At 67.8% G+C, this 17167-nt stretch carries 15 protein-coding genes and 1 pseudogene; 6 read left to right on the top strand and 10 right to left on the bottom strand.

Going from position 1 to position 17167, the window contains the following annotated elements; translation table 11 throughout:
- Positions 1-9 precede the first annotated feature (9 nt).
- Positions 10-525: an Asp23/Gls24 family envelope stress response protein gene (locus tag ABD289_RS20370; RefSeq protein WP_344135256.1), complete on the top strand. Its 516-nt coding sequence runs from the start codon at positions 10-12 to the stop codon at positions 523-525.
- A 1163-nt stretch (positions 526-1688) separates the two neighbouring features.
- Here the strand turns inward: ABD289_RS20370 and ABD289_RS20365 are convergent.
- From ABD289_RS20365 to ABD289_RS20355, 3 genes are read right to left on the bottom strand one after another with little or no spacing between them, the layout of a single operon-like run.
- Positions 1689-2579, bottom strand: coding sequence for a dihydrodipicolinate synthase family protein (locus ABD289_RS20365; RefSeq protein ID WP_344135253.1), 891 nt, complete (start codon positions 2577-2579; stop codon positions 1689-1691).
- Between the two features lie 15 nt (positions 2580-2594).
- Entirely contained in the window at positions 2595-2753 is a 159-nt protein-coding gene (locus ABD289_RS20360) for a hypothetical protein (protein WP_344135250.1), read from the bottom strand.
- Positions 2754-2788: 35 nt separating this feature from the next.
- Entirely contained in the window at positions 2789-3400 is a 612-nt protein-coding gene (locus tag ABD289_RS20355) for a GntR family transcriptional regulator (RefSeq protein WP_344135247.1), read from the bottom strand.
- A gap of 284 nt (positions 3401-3684) precedes the next feature.
- Between ABD289_RS20355 and ABD289_RS20350 the strand changes: the two genes are divergently transcribed.
- On the top strand, positions 3685-3918 hold the full coding sequence (locus ABD289_RS20350; RefSeq protein WP_344135244.1) for a FluC/FEX family fluoride channel: 234 nt from the start codon (positions 3685-3687) through the stop codon (positions 3916-3918).
- Positions 3919-4058: 140 nt separating this feature from the next.
- Positions 4059-4880 (top strand): IclR family transcriptional regulator domain-containing protein, encoded by an 822-nt coding sequence (locus tag ABD289_RS20345; protein WP_344135241.1) that lies wholly within the window; start codon positions 4059-4061, stop codon positions 4878-4880.
- Here the strand turns inward: ABD289_RS20345 and ABD289_RS20340 are convergent.
- The gene (locus tag ABD289_RS20340) at positions 4858-5940 is read right to left on the bottom strand and encodes a zinc-dependent alcohol dehydrogenase (RefSeq protein ID WP_344135238.1); all 1083 of its coding nucleotides are present in this window, start codon (positions 5938-5940) and stop codon (positions 4858-4860) included. The two genes, ABD289_RS20345 and ABD289_RS20340, sit on opposite strands and share 23 nt — an antisense overlap.
- 169 nt (positions 5941-6109) lie before the next feature.
- Between ABD289_RS20340 and shiA the strand changes: the two genes are divergently transcribed.
- Positions 6110-7435: a shikimate transporter gene (shiA, locus tag ABD289_RS20335; protein ID WP_344135235.1), complete on the top strand. Its 1326-nt coding sequence runs from the start codon at positions 6110-6112 to the stop codon at positions 7433-7435.
- Between the two features lie 182 nt (positions 7436-7617).
- Here shiA and ABD289_RS20330 read toward each other — a convergent pair.
- Positions 7618-7859 (bottom strand): annotated as a pseudogene (locus ABD289_RS20330) (integrase core domain-containing protein); the annotation flags it as partial.
- Positions 7860-8055: 196 nt separating this feature from the next.
- Here ABD289_RS20330 and ABD289_RS20325 point away from each other — a divergent pair.
- Positions 8056-8277, top strand: a complete 222-nt coding sequence (locus ABD289_RS20325) for a hypothetical protein (RefSeq protein WP_344135232.1) — start codon at positions 8056-8058, stop codon at positions 8275-8277.
- 305 nt (positions 8278-8582) lie between these two features.
- On the opposite strand, the gene ABD289_RS20320 is transcribed toward ABD289_RS20325, so the two are convergent.
- From ABD289_RS20320 to ABD289_RS20305, 4 genes are all read right to left on the bottom strand, one after another.
- The gene (locus ABD289_RS20320; protein WP_344135229.1) at positions 8583-9455 is read right to left on the bottom strand and encodes a GntR family transcriptional regulator; all 873 of its coding nucleotides are present in this window, start codon (positions 9453-9455) and stop codon (positions 8583-8585) included.
- 81 nt (positions 9456-9536) lie between these two features.
- On the bottom strand, positions 9537-11027 hold the full coding sequence (locus ABD289_RS20315; protein ID WP_344135226.1) for a tripartite tricarboxylate transporter permease: 1491 nt from the start codon (positions 11025-11027) through the stop codon (positions 9537-9539).
- Positions 11027-11509: a tripartite tricarboxylate transporter TctB family protein gene (locus tag ABD289_RS20310; protein WP_344135223.1), complete on the bottom strand. Its 483-nt coding sequence runs from the start codon at positions 11507-11509 to the stop codon at positions 11027-11029. Before ABD289_RS20310 ends, ABD289_RS20315 begins: the two co-directional genes overlap by 1 nt.
- Entirely contained in the window at positions 11506-12501 is a 996-nt protein-coding gene (locus ABD289_RS20305) for a Bug family tripartite tricarboxylate transporter substrate binding protein (RefSeq protein WP_344135220.1), read from the bottom strand. The genes ABD289_RS20310 and ABD289_RS20305 overlap by 4 nt, the downstream gene beginning before the upstream one ends.
- Positions 12502-12693: 192 nt before the next feature.
- On the opposite strand from ABD289_RS20305, the gene acnA reads away from it, so the two are divergent.
- Entirely contained in the window at positions 12694-15306 is a 2613-nt protein-coding gene (gene acnA / locus ABD289_RS20300; RefSeq protein ID WP_344135217.1) for an aconitate hydratase AcnA, read from the top strand.
- 749 nt (positions 15307-16055) lie between these two features.
- Here acnA and ABD289_RS20295 read toward each other — a convergent pair.
- Positions 16056-17051 carry an MDR family oxidoreductase gene (locus tag ABD289_RS20295; RefSeq protein ID WP_344135214.1) on the bottom strand — a complete coding sequence of 332 codons (996 nt, stop codon included), beginning with the start codon at positions 17049-17051 and terminating at the stop codon, positions 16056-16058.
- Positions 17052-17167 lie beyond the last annotated feature (116 nt).

Genomic DNA, 17167 nt, shown 5'->3' with positions numbered 1-17167 from the left:
GGGGTGTGGGTGTCGACCGGTAGTGAGGGGACGCGGAGCACAGGAACCGAAAGCAATGAGTCCGGTTGGTCAACCACTGCTGCTGGTGGGGCCGAGACTGCCCGCCGTGGCGGGGAGGCCACACAGACGGAGGAAGGGTCCAAGGGGCGGACCACGATCGCTGCGACGGTGGTGCAGCAGATCGCGCGTATCGCCACCGAAGAAATCTCGGGGCTTTATGCCATCGGCGGCGGCATGGATCGCGCGTTCGGCGCGATCCGGGAGCGGATTCCCGGCGCGAGTGCCGCGCAGACCTCCGGGGTGGCCGTGGAGGTCTGCGAGAAGCAGGCGGCCATCAATCTGGTGATCGTGGTGGAGTACGGCGCCGCACTGGTGGATCTCGCGCAAGCGGTACGCCGAAACCTCATCACCGCGGTGGAGCGCATGACCGGCTTGGAGGTGGTCGAGGTCAACATCGCGGTCAACGACATCCACCTGCCCGACGACGAAGAGCAACACCCGGCTACGCCGACCCGTGCCGAGTAGCCTTCGGAGGCGGCGACCATGCGGCGCTGGCAACGGTGGCAGGACTGGTCGAGCTGAAGACCTGTAGCTCAGCGAGACGGCTGGCCTCCGCGCCGGTAGGCAGACGAAGTCGCGATGCACTGCACGGTTGCTCCGAAACGACGGCGCGAGATGCGTACGCCCATAGCTGGGGGTGCTGGACTCGACCAGTACGTGTCGTCGTGATGCATCAGCGACCTCCCCGCGCGTGTTCGTGGCGGGCGGGCAAACCCGAGGTTGCCCGCCCGTCCCCCATGCCTGGGGAGCCCCCGACGGCTCACCAGGCGCCCGTGTCGCTGTTATCGCAGTTCAGCGAGCCGTGTGACGTATATGATTGGACTCTGCGGTAGCTACGTCAAGGTTTTCTTATCGGAAAAGTGGTGCGAACCGAGGTCGGTCGATCACTTACGGTTTACCGACGTCAGATGTCTCCCCTGGCGGCGCTCGGCTTGAGCCCCTCCCGCAGGCCGGGCGCCGCACAGAAATCGCCCCGCATCCGACCGGCGAACCCGAAGGACACGAGGGCGATTGGCTGGACCCGACCGCAAGCGCATCAGCCGGGCAGCGAGAAGGCTAACGGGCGGACGACCGCGAGTCCAGCGGATAAGCCGGTGACTTGACAGAACCCTGCAGTAGTCGGGTCAACCATCCGGGCAGATGCGGTTCGAGGGCGCGCAGGGAGCCGAGCGCGCCGATCCGTGCGCGATGTTGGAGAAGCGCAGTGCGCAGAACGTGTCACTGCGATGACGCGCAGTCGGCTGCTGACGCCTCCGATCAGCATCCGACCAGCATCGGGCCGGGTGGGCCAGAGGCGATGAGCAACACCGGGGGCACGACCGGAGGCGTGACGGGTGGAGCAGACCGCGGGGGCGAGCGAGGCGCTATGGACCAGGCTTGCCAGCGCGATCACGCGACGTCCGTCTCCTGCTGTATCGAGAATGCGGGCGACGAAGGGGCCGAGCAGACGCGGTGCGGTGATGCAGGCGCTGTGCGCCGGCCAGCGCCCAAGGTCTTCGCTGGTCGTGACCAGCAGGACGATGGCCACGACCACGCCGCCGTCGGATGCGCGGGCAAGGGTTGCAGCCGCGAGGGGCGGGCGGTGTTCTCGACGGTCGTCGGACACTTGCCTCCCGGAGTTGAGATTGTCAGTGCAGTTCGAGTTGTTGGACGACGTGGGTTACCGCGGCGCGATCGTGGTCGGGCAGGCCGCGCAGTGGGCGGGTCAGGTTGGGGTGGCCGAGGAGGCCGAGGGTTTCGGCGATCGCGGAGACCACGCGGAGGCTGCCGTGGCGGGCGAACAGTTCCCAGAGCGGTTGCAGCCGTTCTGATTCCGCGGTGGCGGCGGTCGCATCACCGGTGCTGGCCGCCCGGGTGATCGCCAGCGCGGGTTCGGGCAGGGTTCCGGCCACGACCGAGTACCAGGCGTGGCAGCCGGCGTTGAGACCGGTGGCGGCGAGCGGATCCCCGCTGACGCCGATCGTCACCGACGCGGGCAGCAGGGCGCGGAGCGCGGAGACGCGTTCCGCGGCCGCGCCGGGGTCCGCCGGCACTCCTGGGATCTTGACCGAGGCGACGTTGGGCAGCTCGGCGATGCGGGTGTAGAGGTCGTCGGTGAAGGTGAAGTGGGTGGTGCCGGGGTTGTCGTAGACCACCAGCGGGACCGACAGCTCAGCGGTGACGTCGGCGTAGAGTCCGAACACCTCGTCCGCGGTCAGCGCTTGGTAGGACACCGGTGCGAGCAGCACGCCGGATGCGCCCGCGTCCTGTGCGTCCTGGGCGAGTTCGAGGACGTCGCGGGTGCGCAGCGCGCCGATGCCGACGATCACCGGGGTGGCCGCGGCGTGCTCGACGGCCAGCCGCGCCGCGCGCGCTCGCTCCGCTCGGTCGAGGTAGGGGTACGAACCGGTGGAGCCGAGCGCGGTGATCGAGTCGACGCGCGCCGCGGCGAGCCGCTGGACGAGGCCGGCGAAGGACTCCTCGTCGATGCCGTGGTCGGTGACGGGGGTGAGCGGGAACGCGCTGAGTCCGGTGAACATGGGTCCTCCCGAGGGTCAGGCCGGCAGTGCGGTGTCGAGCGCTGTGCGGATGTCGGCGATGAGGTCGTCGGGTTCTTCCAGCCCGACCGCGAGCCGCAGGTGTCCGTAGCGCTGGAACGGTTCGGGGTAGTGTTCGTCGCCGCCGCGTGTGCCGGGGGCGACGTGCACGATCAAGGTCTCGTCGTGTCCGAGTGAGACCGCGGAGGTGATCACGCGTCGACGGCCACCGGCACGCTCCGGTAGCCATTCAGACGCATCGTGCCGACGCTCGACAGAAAGCACGGATCTTCGAGGGCCACCGCATCACCGCGGGTCAGATGCGTGCTGAGCAGACGCTCCACCGCATCAACCGCGCCGTGAGCGAGCACGAGCCCGCGCGGACCGGACCCGACGTCAGGAGCCATCTCGGAGTCGGCCCACTCCGCCAGGCGCTCGCTGACCGGAGGATGCCCGTAGACCGCCGGCACGTACCCGGGCCCGAAGGCGGCTCGTGGATCGGGCAGCAGGTCAACGGCTGGGTTCCCATCGGCCAAGTTGACCAGCCCACTCTCCGCGTTGCGCCCCTCACCGTCCAACGAGGGCAGACCGAGCACGACGGTCCCACCACGACGCCGCGTCTCAACCAGACCCGCCGAAGCCAGCTGCGCATAGGCCGCCGCAACCGTGTTGCGATTGACCCCCAACACAGCAGCGAGCCCGCGGATCGGCGGCAGGGCCGTGCCCTCCGACAGGCTGCCGGAATCGATCAACCCGCGGATCGACTCCACGATCTCCGCAGCACTGGACCCGCCGATCGCCTCAGTACGCTCTCTCCACGCCACCCGAACGACGCTAAATGTCCTAGGACATAAAAAGTATGGTGAGTGATGTGCAACACTGCCCTGCTGAAGTCGATCACTGTGAGGTGGCCGCCTCGGCAGGTCAAACCTTGGAACTTCACGTCCCCATAGCAGTCCGAGCGCAGGAGTCCGTCCCAGGTGCCCGCTATGATGTGGCGGCGACGGCGGTGAGGCCCGCCGTCCTGCCAATGATGTGGCAGGAGAACCGCAGCTCGGCTGCCAACGGTCCCTACCAGTGATCGATGCCTACTGGTAGGGGCGTGCGGATGTCGTTCGAGTTTTCTGTCCGACGCGTGGATGCCGATGTCGACCGTGGTGTGTTCAAACAGCGGCGCGAGTTGCCTGAGCACCCTGCGGCCGTGCTGGTCTCCATTTCGTGTGGCGGCATGCTGGGGGCGCTGGCCCGTCATGGGCTGAATGTGGTAATCCCGCACGGACCCGACGGGATGCCCTGGAACACGCTGAGCATCAATGCCAGTGCCGCGCCAACCTGCTGCTGACCGACACCCGCGCCAATGCCCATGCCGGCGACGAGCCCGTGGACGAATTGTGACCAAGAGTGCCAATGTCCGCGGTGGTCGTTCGCGTAGAGGAGTTACAGTGTGCGCTATACGCACGCGGTTGACGTGGAGGGAGATTCGTGGCGGGGGACTCGGGCGGTCGTGCGGGCAGCGGTTACTTCGTGCAGTCGGTGGCGCGGGCGTTGTCGGTGCTGCGGACGTTCACGGCTGAGCGTCGTGCGCAGTCGCTCTCCGATGTCGCGCGGGAGACGGGCTTGGACCGGGCGACGACTCGCCGGTTGTTGCTGACCCTGGTCGATCTCGGCTACGTCGCGGTGGACGGGAACTCGTTCTCGCTGACACCGCGTGTGCTCGAGTTCGGCTACGCCTACCTGTCGGCGATGAGCCTGCCCGAGCTCGCGCATCCGCACTTGCAGGCCTTGGCAGGCGAGCTCAACGAGACAGCTGCGCTGGCCGAGCTCGATGGGGACGAGGTCGTCTACCTGGCTCTGGTGCCGAGCCGGCGGCTGGCCGCGGTGAAGATCAATATTGGTACGCGGTTCGACGCGTACGCCACTTCGATGGGGCGCGTGTTGCTGGCGGGGTTGCCTGAGGTCGAGTTGGAGGCGCGGCTCGAGCGGTTGCAGTTGCCGCGTCGCACCGAGCGCACCGTCCGAGATGTCGCGGCCTTGCGAGCGGAGATCGCGCGGGTGCGTGAGCAGGGGTGGGCCTTGGTGGACTCGGAGTTGGAGGAGGGATTGCGCGGCGCGGCGGTGCCGGTGCGCGACCGCGCCGGTCGCGTTGTCGCAGCGGCGAACGTCTCGGTGCATGCCGATCGCACCACCCCGGCGTTGGTCGAGCGCGAGTACATCCCGGTGGTCTTGCGCACCGCGAAGCTCATCGAGGCTGATCTCATCGCCGGGGTGGGGCAGCGCGATACTACTGGCCAGCCGGATCGTTAAGGCTGATCCAGCACTTGCCAGGAGTGTCGACTACGGCGGCGAACGCCTCGGCTGCGGCTTCCAGTGGGTAGCGGGCTTGCAGGACCCTGTGCGGTTCGACCGATTTCTTCTCCAGGGCTGCGATCGTGTCGGCGAAGTCGTGCGGGTGGTCGTAGATCAGTGATCCGCTGAGCGAGAGCTGGCGGGACACCACCGCATGCGTGGAGATGTCCAGCGGCCCAGCGTTCATGCCGACCAGCGTCGCTTTACCGCCTGGGACCAGAGTGCCGAGTGCGGTCTCCAGGGCTCCGGTTGCTCCTGAGGTCTCAAAGATGTGGTCGAACGGCTCGCCGTCGGTAGCGGGCACGGCACCCAACACGAGAGCCAACTCCCTGCGGCCGGTGTGTGGCTCGCGCACGTGCGGAGTGATGCCTTCTGCGAGCAGTGACTGGCACACGAACAAGCCTTGTGAGCCGGTTCCGACCACGAGGCAGCGTTGTCCGCTGCGCACTCCGGATCGACGCACGGCTGCGCGGGCCACGGTCAACGGCTCCACGCACACGAGATCGCAGATGTTCACGTGGTCGGCGGCCGGGTGGGTGAATATGGCCGGAACAGCAACGTATTCGGCCAGGAGTCCGGGGCTGGTCAACCCGACGGCGTCGCGCGAGGGGCACCCGGACGTGAAGCCGTCGCCGCATGCCTCGCAGGTGAAGCAGCAGTAGTTCGGTTCGATAGCCACCTGCTGACCGACCTCGCGATCCACTGTCCGGGAGCCGACAGCGACGATCTCACCGACTCCCTCATGTCCGAGTACCCACGGCATGTTCGGCACGGGCCTGCTCCCGCGGACCACGGCGCTATCCGTGCCGCACAAACCCACCGCGGTCACGCGGACGAGGACCTCGTCCGGTCCGCAGTGCGGCTCGGGAATGTCGATGATCTCGATCGTCTCCGGTGCAATCAGCGCTGCAGCCTTCACAACAACCTCCTGTGCGCTATACGCGCAATTGTGCGCATAGCGACCATAGCCGTCGCCGTGAGGCCGCTCAAGGGTGGCGTACGCGCCTTGTTCGTTCACAGTTCGTCATCGGCATGGTGTCTCCGACCGGAGTACTGGGAGTACCGACGCCACCTGAGGGCGGTTTCGTGGCTGAGATGGGCTGAGGGGTTGACCCCGCACGAACCCGGCCTCACGATAGCGTGCAATCAGCGCACGAACGTGCGCAAAGCGCACACGGAGGTGTCCAATGGCGGATGCGCTCACACAGTCAGAAGGAGCCAAGCCCGCGCGATCGGCAGCCGGGAGCTTCGTCGGAGCGGTCGTGGAATGGTACGACTTCCTGCTCTACGGAATCGTCGCCGCAGTCGTGTTCGACAGCGCGTTCTTCCCCGAGATCAGCCCCATGGCCGGGACCTTGGCCGCGTTCGCCACCTTTGGCGTCGGCTTCATCTTCCGCCCTCTGGGAGGGCTGTTCTTCGGTCACTTCGGCGACAAGATCGGGCGCAAGACGATGCTGGTGTGGACGGTGTCGATCATGGGCCTGTCCACGGCGTTGATCGGTCTGCTGCCTACGCACGCCAGCATTGGCTGGTGGGCGCCGGTGCTGCTGGTCGTGCTGCGCGCGATCCAGGGCTTCGCGGTCGGTGGTGAATGGGGTGGTGCAGCCCTGATGGCCGTTGAGAACGCACCTCCCAGGCTCAAAGCGCTCTTCAGCAGCGGGGTGCAGGTCGGTTACTCGGTCGGCCTGCTGTTGGCCACCGGCACCGCGGGTCTGATGCAAGCGGTCACCAGTCCGGCGGCGTTCCAGTCGTGGGGCTGGCGGGTTCCCTTCCTGCTCAGCGTCGTGTTCGTGGCCATCGCGCTATGGATCCGTTCCGGTGTACCGGAAAGCCGCGTGTTCAAGCAGGAAGTTCCTCAGTCGGCGTCCAAGCGCAGCAAGCTGCCGATCCTCGAGGCACTGCGCCGTCACCCGACGGCGTTCTTCCAGATCATCGGATTGCGGCTCGGCGAGCTGCTGACGATGTACATCGTCACGACCTTCGCGCTGGCCTACGCCACCAAACAGTTCGGCTTCAGCTCGGGCTTCATGCTGTCGGTCGCGCTGATGGTCGGCGGCATCGGCATCGTGACGATTCCGCTGTTCGCTTGGCTGTCCGACCGCTATGGCCGCAAGCCCGTCTTCATCGCCGGCGCGGTGATCGGTGTGCTGGGCGCGGTGCCCTACTTCCTGTCCATGCAGTCGGGCTCGAAGGTGCTGCTGGTCGTCGCCTCGGTCGTGGTCGTCAATCTCGCCCACGACATGATCGTCAGCGTGCAGCAGCCCCTGCTCACCGAACTGTTCGGCGCGGAATACCGCTACAGCGGCGCCGGCCTCGGCTACCAGGTCGCAGCCGCGATCGGCGGTGGGTTCACCCCGGCTATCGCCACAACGCTGGTCCTCCTCGGCGGAGGAACCTGGTACTGGGTCGCCGCATACCTGACCATCGGCTGCCTCGTCTCCGCCCTGGTCGCTCTCACGCTGAAGCCCGAAACCGAACGCATCGCTCCTAAGCCGGAACCCGCACGCGCATGAGCGAGATGGTCGTGCGGGACGAGCTCCCGCACGACCTCTCGGAGGACCCGCTGCAGGTCGATTGGGATGAGGACGTTTTCGGTTGTCGGCCCTGACGTTGATCGAGTGATCAGCATGCTCGGGCTGCCGTGCCACCGCTGAGGGGAGTCTCTGATGCAAGCTCCGGTGCCGGACGTCGAGTTCTAAATGTGGTGCCCGGAGAGGTTGGTCAATCGGGTGACTGGTGGTGTGCCTCCGATGGCGGAGCGGGGCGGCGGTGATTGTAGAAGTGCATCCAGGCTGGCAGGGCGGCGTTGCGCTGCTGGGTTGATTCGTAGAGGCGGGCGTAGGCCCAGCCATCGGCCAGGGTGCGGTGGGATCGTTCGATTTTGCCGTTGGTTCGGGGCCGGTAGGGCCGGGCGCGTTTGGGTGTGAGCCCGAGTTCGTGGGGCCGCCGGAGGGCCTCCTCATCCGTTGCCGACCGGGCTGCAGGGCTTCGCGCCACCGGCACTGGATGGCGCAGCGTGACATGAGAGGTTCATGTGACCACACAGAGCAGGCTTCCGGGATTCCGGGACGAGTCCCCGGCCGAGCGGCGAGCGATCGTTGCCAAGTGATCGGCGTGCTGGGGTTCCGCTGGGGTGGCGACCAACTTCACGATCAATAGCGCTGACGTGTTGGCGCCGACGGCCACCGAGGAGCCGTCAGTGATCGCGGCCCCCAGCAACGCAGCACGGCTTGCTCGTGCACGCGGTGGTTTCCGCACCTCGCGCTCTCAGCCGATATGTGCAAGCGCAGGTGCAGATCCTGGACGTGGCAGACCCCGAGGTGCCCGACTGTTGGTCTTGAATGGCCCACCATGATCGCCACCGGCGAGGCCGGCGGGGTCACCGCGGAGGGGACCCGGCACATCCACCCCTTCCCCGGGGGGCTCCAGTACCTACCGATCTGCGACGTCGATCCGGTCACAGTTCACCTCATCACCCTGCGCATCCGCGTCCACCGCACCACCGAACCCGGTCGACATAGCAGAATGCTGCGAGTCACCTCGACGAGAACTTGGGTCGGTGGCCAGGAGGTCATGGCGACACCTCGGAACGATCATCGCCGCGGCCTCCTGGGGTACTTGCGCATCGGAGCACTAACGACGTTCTATGTGGCCGCGGTGTCAGTGCTGGGTGCGCGGGCGTGTTTTGCGGACGCGGACGGCGTCGAGGTGTGTGTGCAGGAACTCCGAGGCCGCGGAGAGGTCGCCGGATTCGAGCAGGTCGAGCAGTCGGAGGTGTTCCTCTGCCTGGTGGACGATGCGTTGGCGTTCGGCCTGGTGGCGGTACTCGACGAGTCGGCGGATGCGGTTGACGCGGCGGAGTGATTCGAGCAGGTAGGCGTTGCCGGCGCAGCTGACGACCATTTCGTGGAACTCGGCGTTGACGCGGAAGAGCTCGCCGCGGGGGAGCAGGAGCGCGTCGCCGCGCAGCAGTTGTTCCTGCTGCTTGCGGTGCACGGCAAAGGCGTCCTCGTCGATGGTGAAGCCCGGTTCCAGCAGCGCGGCGGGTTCGACGATCATGCGGAACCGATAGCTCTGATCGTGAGCCTCGGCGGTGGTCAGCACCTGCTCGAACTGCCATCCCCGCCCGGGCCGTCGCCGGACGAGGTCCTCGCGTTCCATCCTGGCGAGCACGCGCTCGGCCTGCCGGGTGGTGAGCCCGTAGCCCCGGCAGATCTCCGCGGTCGTGAAGTCCGCTGCCAACCGCCCGGTCAGGTGGTCGTCGCCGATGCTGAAATAGGCACCCTCCTCGACGTCGTCAACTCCGGAGAGCTCGACGCGCCGGAACTCGCCAGCTGCACGCGCCAGGAAGTAGCCGCGGTTGGGCTCGCGCTCGAGCAGGCCCAGCTCGGCGAGGTAGGCGAGCGCTTTGCGCACCGGCGAGCGGGAGATGCCCAGCGAGTCGGCCACCCACTGCTCGCGCACGTGCGCGCCGCGGTCGAGCTCGGAACACCTCAGCAGGTGGACAACCTGCATCGCGATCGTCGGGGCCATCGTCTCCTCGCTGTGTCGTCCGCTTCGGACATGCTAGCCGCGCCGCTGGTGCGCGAGCGGACGGCGGCGCGGCCAGCATCGTCACGCGCGGGCCCGCCGCCGCAGCAGCAGGGCGACCACCACCGCCACCGCGAGGACCGCGTAGAGGGCGACCGCGATCGGACTGCCCAGCAGCACGCCCGGGTCGCCTTGGCCGAGCGCCATGGCGCGGCGCAGCTCGCGCTCGGCGAGCGGACCGAGGATCACGCCGATCAGAACCGGTGCCAGCGGCACCCCGTTTCGCCGCAGCAGGAAGCTCAACAGGCCGACCGCGTAGACCAGGACCACGTCGGAGATCGCCAATTTCGCGGCGTAGGCGCCGAGCGTGGCGAAGACCGCGATGGCCGCGTACAGGTAGTGCTGCGGGATCCGCAGCAGCTTCGCCCATAAGGGCGCGAACGGCAGGTTGAGCACCAGCAGCAGCACGTTGCCGATGAACAGGCTCGCCAGCAGCGCCCACACCAGCTCGCCCTCGTCGGCGAACAGCAGCGGCCCGGGTTGCATCCCGTACTGCTGGAAGGCGCCGAGCATCACCGCCGTGGTAGCCGAGGTGGGCAGGCCAAGCCCGAGCAGCGGCACGAGCGAGACCGCGGTGGTCGAGTTGTTCGCCGCCTCCGGGGCGGCAACTCCTTCGATGGCGCCCTTGCCGAACCGGGAACCGCCGCGCCGCGCGGCCAACCTGCGCTCCAGTCCGAGCGAGAGGAACGTCGGGATCTCCGAACCGCCTGCAGGGATCGCGCCGAAGGGCAAGCCGATGCCGGTGCCCCGCAACCACGGAAGCAGAGCGCTGCGCAGGTCCGGGAGGCCCAGCCACGGCTTGCCCGATTCGACGTCCTGCAGTCTGCGGGAACCGCGGGCGCGCGCGGCGACGTGCAGCACCTCGCCGACGGCGAGCATGCCGACGGTCACCACGACCACGCTGATGCCGTCCAGCAGGGCGTCCCAGCCCAAGGTGTAGCGGTCGACGCCGGTTTGCTGGTCGATCCCGACCACGCCCAGGGCGAGGCCGAGACCGAGCGCGATCAGCCCCCGCACCGCCGAGTCGGCGACCACGGCGGCGGTGGCCACGAACGCGAACACGGCCAGCGCGAAGTACTCGGCCGGGCCGAACCGCAACGCGAAATCGACCAGGAACGGCGCGAAGAGCACCACGGCGACGCAGGCGATACTGCCGCCGACGAAGGATCCGATCGCCGCGGCCGCCAGCGCCTGCGGTGCCCGGCCGTTGCGGGCCATGAGGAAGCCCTCGAAGGCGGTGGCCATCGACGACGACTGCCCCGGGGTGTTGAGCAGGATCGCGGTGGTGGATCCGCCGAACTGGCCCCCGAAGTAGACCCCGGCCAGCATGATGAACGCCCCGGTGGGCTCGAGCTTGAACGTCAGCGGCACCAGCATCGCCACCGCCATCGAGCTGCCGAGGCCGGGCAGGACTCCGACCGCGGTGCCCAGGACGACGCCGACAAGGCACAGCAGCAGGTTCAACGGGGTCAGCGCGTCGGCGAACCCGGACAGGAGCAGGTCCCAAGCCTCCATCAGCCCACCTCCAGCAGCGCTCCGACCGGCAGGGCGATGCCCAGCCCGGCGGAGAAGGCGAACTGGACCGTGCAGGAGACCACCGCGGCCACCCCGAGGTCGAACAGGCCGCGCCTGCCGCCGAGCGCTCGCGCAACGCCCCAGAACAGCGCGATCCCGGCAGGGATCCAGCCCACCAGGGTCAACAGCACGACGTGGGCCACGAGCGTCGTCACGACGGTTCCGAACGCGCGCCAGTCATCCTCGGGCTCGCCGGAACCGGGTTCCGCTTCGGCCTCGCGTTGGAACGGCAGCGAGCCGCCGAGAACGATGAGGGCGGTTCCAACGCCGATCGGGAACCACTGCGGGCCGAGATACCCGACGTTGAGGGGTAGCGGTAACCGGAACCCGCCGACGACCAGCAGACAGCCGACTGCGATGACCAGGGCGGGCAGCACCCAGTGCTCGACACCGCGCCTCGCCGTTGATGAGTTCGAGGTCATGACAGTCCCAATCTCGTGGTGATGCGGCGGATGTTCTCGGTGTCGTCGCGCAGGAAGCGCTCGAACTCGGACCCGGTCTGGAAGGCGTCCAACCAGTTGTTGTTGGCCAGGGCGTCTTGCCACTGCGGTGTTTTCACCAGGTCCGCCACGTATTCCTGCATCTGCCGCTTGCGTTCGGCCGCCAGCCCGGGTGCGGCTACCAGTCCGCGCCAGTTCGACATGGAGATGTCGATTCCCCGCTCGCGCAGCGTCGGCGCGCCGGGAAGGTCCTCCGAGCGCTCGGGAGCGGCGACCGCCAGGGCGCGCAGCTCACCCGTTTCGACCTGATCGCTGATCTCGTTGGTGTTGGCGAAACCGACGTCGAGGTGGCCTCCCAGCAGCGAGGCGACCATCTCACCGCCGCCCGAGTGCGCGATGTAGTTGAGCCCGGTCGGGCCGACACCGGCAGCACCGGCGAGGGAGCCCGCGAGCAGGTGGTCGAGGCTGCCGATCGAGCCCCCGCCCACCGCGAGCGCCCCCGGATCCGATCGCCAGATGCGCATCAGGTCGGCGATCGTGCGCAGTGGGGAATCCGCGGGAACGACGATGGCGTCGAAGTCCTCGGTGATCTTGGCGATGGGCGTGGTGTCGCGCACCTTCGCTGGTGAACCGTTGATCTCGACGGCGCCGAGCATGGTGGTGCCCGTGAGCATCAGCGTGTTGGTGTCCCCGGGCTGATTGACCACGCGCGCCAGCCCGATGGTTCCGCCGGCTCCTTCGATGTTGAGCACTTCGCTGGTGCCGGTCAGCTGGTTGGTCTCGGCTGCGTTCTGCAGTTCGCGGGCCGTGGTGTCCCAGCCGCCGCCTGGCGCTGCCGGGGCGATGATGCGCAGCTTGTCCCGCACGCCCGCGCTCGGTCGGGCCGCCTCGTAGGCCTCGCCGACACCGGCGCCGATCAGCGCGAGGCCGGCCACGGCGGCGCATGCGCGCGTGAGCACGGCGCGGGCGGTCATCGGTGGGCCTCCGCCAGCCGTCTTGTGGGGTGTCGGTGACAACGATCGTCGTTGATCGGCATGTGCGCTCCTTCTCAGATTGTCCTACTTCGCGAAGAGATACAATATGGTTGACGCGGGTGCGCGTCAACGGCTTGCGGAGACGGGCGCGTATGCCTCGTGTGCAGAAGTGCGGGAAGGGACAAACAGCTCATGGATTTCACGTCATCCCAGGTAGCGGCGGCTGAACTCACCGTTGGCGGGCGGGAATACTGGTACGTGCCGCTTGCCGGGCTGCTGCCGCCGGGCGAGCTGGGTGTGCTCCCGTACGTCACGCGGATCCTGCTGGAGAACGTGGCTCGGAGAGCGCCAGAGGAGCTGCCCGCCGCGCTCCGGCATGTGCGCGGGGGAGCTGCTTGCGAGATCCCGGTCCACCCGAACCGGATCATGCTGCACGACACGACGTGCTTGCCCGCGCTGGCCGACTTCGCGGGAATGCGCGACGCCGTGGCCGAGCTAGGCGGGGATCCCGCGGCTGTCGGGCCGTCGATCCCGGTGGACCTCACCGTCGATCACTCGGTGATCGTCGAGGAGTACGGGACCCCGCAGGCGCTGGAGAACAACCTGCGCATCGACTTCCGGCGCAACCGGGAGCGCTACGAGTTCATCAAGTGGGCCCAGGCGAGCCTGCCCAACTTCCGGGTGGTGCCCCCGTCCACCGGGATCATCCACCAGGTCAACATGGAGTCGCTGGCGAACGTGGTCTGGGACGACGACGGCGTGCTGCACCCAGACGTGCTGGTGGCCACCGACAGCCACACGCCGATGATCAACGCGCTCGGCGTGCTCGGTTGGGGCGTCGGCGGATTGCAGGCGCAGGCGGCGATGCTCGGCGAGCCGGTCGTGATCCGGTTCCCCGAGGTGCTCGGCGTCCGGCTGGAGGGCCGGTTGCGCAGCGGTGTGACGGCGACCGATCTGGCGCTCACCATCACCGAGGCGCTGCGCGCGCACGGCGTTGTGGACAAGTTCGTCGAGTTCACCGGCCCCGGGGTCGGCGCCCTGAGCTGGGCGGCCCGCGCCGCGGTGTCGAACATGGCACCCGAGTACGGAGCCACCTGCGCATTCTTCCCCTTCGACGACGAGACCACGCGCTATCTGGAGCTGACGGCACGATCCGAGCAGCACCGCCAGCTCGTCGCGGCCTATCTGCGTGCGCAAGGGCTCTACCGCGACGACACGGCGCCGGAACCGCGCTACGACGACGTGCTCGTGCTCGATCTGAGCGCTGTCGAACCGAGTCTGGCCGGACCGCGGTTGCCGCACCAGCGCGTACCGCTGTCCGGGGTTCCGGAGTCGTTCCTGGCAGAGTCGGATGGTGGGCCCGCTGAGTCCGACGCGTTCGGCGAACCCGTGCCCGCGGGTGCGGTTGCGCTCGCTTCGATCACGAGCTGCACGAACACCGCCAACCCCGACCTCATGGTGTGCGCCGGGCTGCTCGCACGACGCGCGGTGGAGCGCGGGCTCGACGTCAAACCGTGGGTGAAGACGTCGCTTTCGCCCGGCTCTCGCGTGGTCGCCGAATACCTGGAGCGGGCAGGCTTGCTGGAACCGCTGAGCGCCATCGGGTTTGACATCGCCGGATTCGGCTGCATGACCTGCATCGGCAATTCCGGGGCGCTGCACCCGGGTATCGCGGAACTCGTCGAGCGCGGCTTCGAGCCCGCTGCGGTGGTGTCGGGCAACCGCAACTTCGGCGGTCGCATCAACCCGCAGATCTCGCTGGGGTATTTGGCGTCGCCTCCGCTGGTCGTCGCCTACGCGCTGGCCGGCACCGTCCTCCACGACTTCGACGCCCCGCTGGGACGCGGTGCTGACGGCGAACCGGTTCTGCTGAGCGAGGTCTGGCCGAGCGACGACGAAGTCGCCCGAGTGGTGGCCGAATCGGTGTCGCCCGAGATGTTCGACCGCAACACCGCCAACCTGCGCCACGGCACCGAGCACTGGCAGGAGCTACCGGTCAGTGGGGGAGTGCGCTTCGAGTGGGACCCGGAGTCGACCTACATCCGCCGCCCGACCTACCTGGTCGGCCTGTCCGCGGCGCCCGAGAAGCCGTCGGGCATCACCGGCGCGCGGGTGCTGCTGCGGCTGGGCGACGACGTCACCACCGACCACATCTCCCCGGCCGGAGCTATCCCGCGGGACAGCGCTGCGGGTGTCTACTTGCGCGAACGCGGCGTCGAATCGGCCGACCTCAACCAGTACTCGACCAGGCGCAGCAACCACGAGGTGATGTTGCGCGGGGCGTTCACCAACCCGACCCTGCGCAACGAGCTCATCGACGGCGAGCAGCGCGGGGCGCTGGCCCGCACCGCCGACGGTTCGTGCGTGCTGCCGGTCCACGAAGCCGCTGCGACCTACCAGGACGCGGGCATCCCACTGGTCGTGGTCGCCGGGCGAAACTACGGCGCCGGTTCCAGCCGGGACTGGGCCGCCAAGGCGCAGGCGCTGCTGGGCGTGCGGGCGGTCATTGCCGAGAGCTTCGAACGCATCCACCGCTCGAACCTCATCGGCATGGGAGTCCTGCCGCTGCGCCTGCCCGACCGGCTGACGACGGCGGCGCTCGAACTCACCGGTCGCGAGGAACTGGATCTCTCCGGACTCGACGACCTGGGCGTCGGCACCAACCCCGTACACCTCGACCTGCGAAGGGCCGACGGCAGCACCGAGCGCATCGAGCTCGAGCTGCGGCTGGACACCCGCAACGAGGTGTCCTACCTGGAGCACGGCGGAACGCTGCCGTACGTCGTGCGCGGCGTAATCGGCTGAGTCGCCGGATCGGCACTGCTGACGTGCAGACGTCTTCTATCCCGGCGGGGTAGACGTTGTGGCCGTCGCGGATGATGAGTACTTTTCTCCTTCCACGATTCTTCGCGCTTCATTCGGTCTCGCCGAAGTCGCCGGTGCGAGTCACGCGTCTGCGTCCAGTACAGCTGCGGTGTCCTCGGCATGGTCGGGACAGCCCGCCATGTGCTGGGAACAGTTGTGCAAGTTTCGCCGACGACACCGAGGGGCAGGTGTGCCCCTTGCATCGCGGATCTGACGTGAGTTCCCGGGGGCCGGCGTGATTCTCGTCGGCCCTCATCACTCGCGACCGTGCCGAAAAGGCGGTCAAGACGCTGTGCGATGGTCTGGGCCCTGAAGAACCGCGTGCTCTTCCTCATCAAGGACGCCATTCCTCAAGTCGCTGAGGCGCGGGACGCCAGCCGGTTCACGTTCCGATCATGTCGTCGAAAGCCGTCAGAGATTCATGCAGGTCGGGCCTTGTCTTCGAACTCCTTCAGGTAGTCGTACCGACGCGCGTGCCATTCACGGCATCAACTTGGGACCGTGTGAGCGGGTCGTGGCGGAGCAGGAGCTTGGTGGTGTCTGCGGTGCAGATGTGCAACGTGCCCTGGCATCGGTGCGCGTCGTGACCCGTCAGCGGGGAGTTCGGCAGATCGACATCTTCGGGCCTTCGTGCGGCCTTCTCGCTCAGTTTGTCCTGATCAGCTGGAATGACCTACCACAACAGGTGGTTAAGACTTGAACTGGCTTACTCTGATGACCAGACGACCGCGGATCTGTCCTTCCACGATCCGCTCCGCCAGCTGAGGAACTTCGTCCAGGTCTCGGTAGCTCGTGGTGGAGGCCAATTTCGCCAGAGGAAGGTCACTGGCAAGGCGTTGCCAGGCGAGCTCCCGCAGCGGCAGCGGGCATTGCACGGCGTCGATGCCCAGCAGCTGCACCCCGCGGATGATGAACGGCATGACCGAGAGCGGTAATTCGGATCCGCCGACATGGCCGCAGGCCGCCACCGGGCAACCGTAGTGGGTCTGCTTGATCGCGGTGGCGAGGGTGGTGCCGCCGACCGTGTCCACCACTGCGATCCAGCGCCGTGAATCGAGTGGCCGACCGGAGTCTTCCGCCAGTTCGCTCCGATCGATGAAGTCGGTCGCCCCGAGTTCTCTCAGGTACTCCTGCGTTTCGGGTCGGCCGGTCGAGGCGGTGACGCGGTAGCCGAGTTCGGCGAGGATGGCCACGGCCAGACTGCCAACTCCGCCCGCAGCACCGGTGACCAGCACAGCACCATCCCGATCAGGGGTCAGCCCGCCCTTTTCCAGGGCGAGCACGCACAACATCGCCGTCAGTCCGGCGGTGCCGATCGCCATGGTCTGGTCCAACTCCAGAGACGCGGGCTTGCGCACCAGCCACTGGCTCGGCACGCGCTGACGCTCGGCGTAGCCGCCGGGGTGGGTCTCGGACAGGCCGAATCCGGTCACCACCACTTCGTCGCCCGTGCGCCACTGCGATGATCGCGAGGATTCCACCGTGCCTGCCAGATCGACGCCGCAGACCATGGGGAATCGGCGCACGATCTTGCCTCGGCCCAGAACCGCGAGACCGTCCTTGTAGTTGAGCGTCGAGTACCGCACAGCGATCGTGACGTCCCCTTCGGGGAGGTCCGCGTCGGTAAGCTGTTGAAAGCGGGCGGGTCCGTCCCCCGCCTGAACCAGGGCCTTGTGACTGGCCATGTCGTCTCGTCTCCACTTGGTAGCGGGGTGCCGCCTTGTTGTTGGGGGAGCAAAGGCGGCACCCCGGATGTCTTCGGCCCGTCCGCAGGGGGCGGATGCGCGCGTTACGTTCCAGA

This window comes from Saccharopolyspora halophila, from assembly GCF_039531955.1.
GTDB lineage: Bacteria > Actinomycetota > Actinomycetes > Mycobacteriales > Pseudonocardiaceae > Saccharopolyspora > Saccharopolyspora halophila.
The sequence above is the reverse complement of the archived record's forward strand: the minus strand, read 5'-3'. Positions and strand labels throughout refer to the sequence as shown.